This is a genomic window from Vibrio sp. T20 (assembly GCF_007858795.1).
Taxonomy (GTDB): Bacteria; Pseudomonadota; Gammaproteobacteria; order Enterobacterales; family Vibrionaceae; genus Vibrio; species Vibrio satsumensis.
This window is the reverse complement of record NZ_VFEB01000046.1, coordinates 1-369: the sequence shown is the minus strand read 5'-3', so window position 1 is coordinate 369 and position 369 is coordinate 1. Positions and strand designations below refer to the sequence as shown.

The window sequence follows — 369 nt, the reverse complement described above, 5'->3', positions numbered from 1 at the left end:
GCACTATCCTTAGGAATATCGCCGGTGCTACTTTCTAAATGGAGATGCCAAATGACGTCGAAGAAGACTAACTCCCTCCCAATACCTAACCACGGTCCCGAAACATCCGTTACACAACTGGAGAAAGAGATCCGTCAATTGAAAAAGAAGCTTGAGATGGCAGAGCTGGAGAATGATTTCTTAAAGGAAGCGAAGGCTTTCTTCGACAGCCAAAAAGAATAAGGTTCGAGTATATCCTTAAGAAGGCCAGTGTGAAGCTTCCTGTCATTCGACTATGCCAATGGTTGGGCGTTTCTAAAGCGGGTTATTACAAGTGGCTAACGGCTTTATTTGTAATAAAAAGCGAGTACAGAGGCTTTTGCAGAATAT

General features: G+C 43.4%; 1 protein-coding gene. It reads left to right on the top strand.

The genetic code is table 11. The features are described 5' to 3' along the window. The coding region (locus tag FTW16_RS24895; protein WP_222433354.1) for a transposase at positions 1–222 on the top strand (222 nt) is incomplete at its 5' end. Positions 223–369 lie beyond the last annotated feature (147 nt).